Here is an 843-nt window from a genome sequence, read left to right as displayed (position 1 = left end):
CATCGCCTTGCGTATCGACCATCAACTCAAAGCGGCCTCCCTCGGCGCGTTCAAGCAGGTGTTATTGCACGATGGCACCTCCTTCGCGGTGCACCGGCGTCTGGCGGCTGACTTTCCCGGCCGGTTCAAGACCATCAGTCCGGCGGCTATCGAGTGCCATATGACCATGTCTCTGTCGGAGCAGAGCCCACTGTGCATGAGTGTGTCTGCCGATACCGCAGGGGAGCGGCAATTTCTCCCTGAGGCTCACAAGCTGGCCAACTGCCTGCTGCTGGCTGACGCGGGTTACATTGACAGGGCCTGGTTTGAGCAGGTGAACGACGCTGGCGGATTTTATCTGGTGCGAGGAACGCAAAGCCTGAACCCCAAGATAATCCAGGCCTGGCGCGGTGATGGACGGGAAGTGCCAAAACTGGCGGGACTGTCACTGAAAGAGGCAGGACGGCGGCGCTGTCGGGCCGAGGTGCTGGATATGGTGGTGAAGTCCGGCAAGGTCGAGTACCGCTTGATCCGACGCTGGTTTGCCGAGGAAAAGCGGTTCTGCTTGTGGATGACCAACCTGCCGCGAGCGGCATGGTCAGCAGAGCAGGTGATGAGCCTGTATCGCTGCCGTTGGCAGGTGGAGTTGTTATTTAAAGAGTGGAAATCGCACAACCGGCTCAAGGGGTTTGTGACGGGGGAGAAAGCCATCGCCGAGGGATTGGTGTGGACGAGTTTGCTGTCGCTGGTGATGAAAAGGCGGGTCGCGCAGAGTGTGATGACAGGGAAGCTATCGATGTTGAAAGCGTCAAAGAACAGTACGACATGGTGGTTGCCGCTATTGGAAGCAGTGGCCCATAGAGC

General features: G+C 58.6%; 1 protein-coding gene. It reads left to right on the top strand.

Going from position 1 to position 843, the window contains the following annotated elements; all coding sequences use genetic code 11:
- The coding region (locus PG896_RS21055) for an IS4-like element ISAeme3 family transposase (protein ID WP_270836202.1) at window positions 1-843 on the top strand (843 nt) is incomplete at both ends.

Origin of the sequence: Aeromonas sp. QDB30 (genome assembly GCF_027707645.1) — a bacterium.
Taxonomy (GTDB): domain Bacteria; phylum Pseudomonadota; class Gammaproteobacteria; order Enterobacterales; family Aeromonadaceae; genus Aeromonas; species Aeromonas caviae.
Note: the sequence above shows the minus strand (reverse complement) of the source record. Positions and strands in the feature narration are given on the sequence as shown.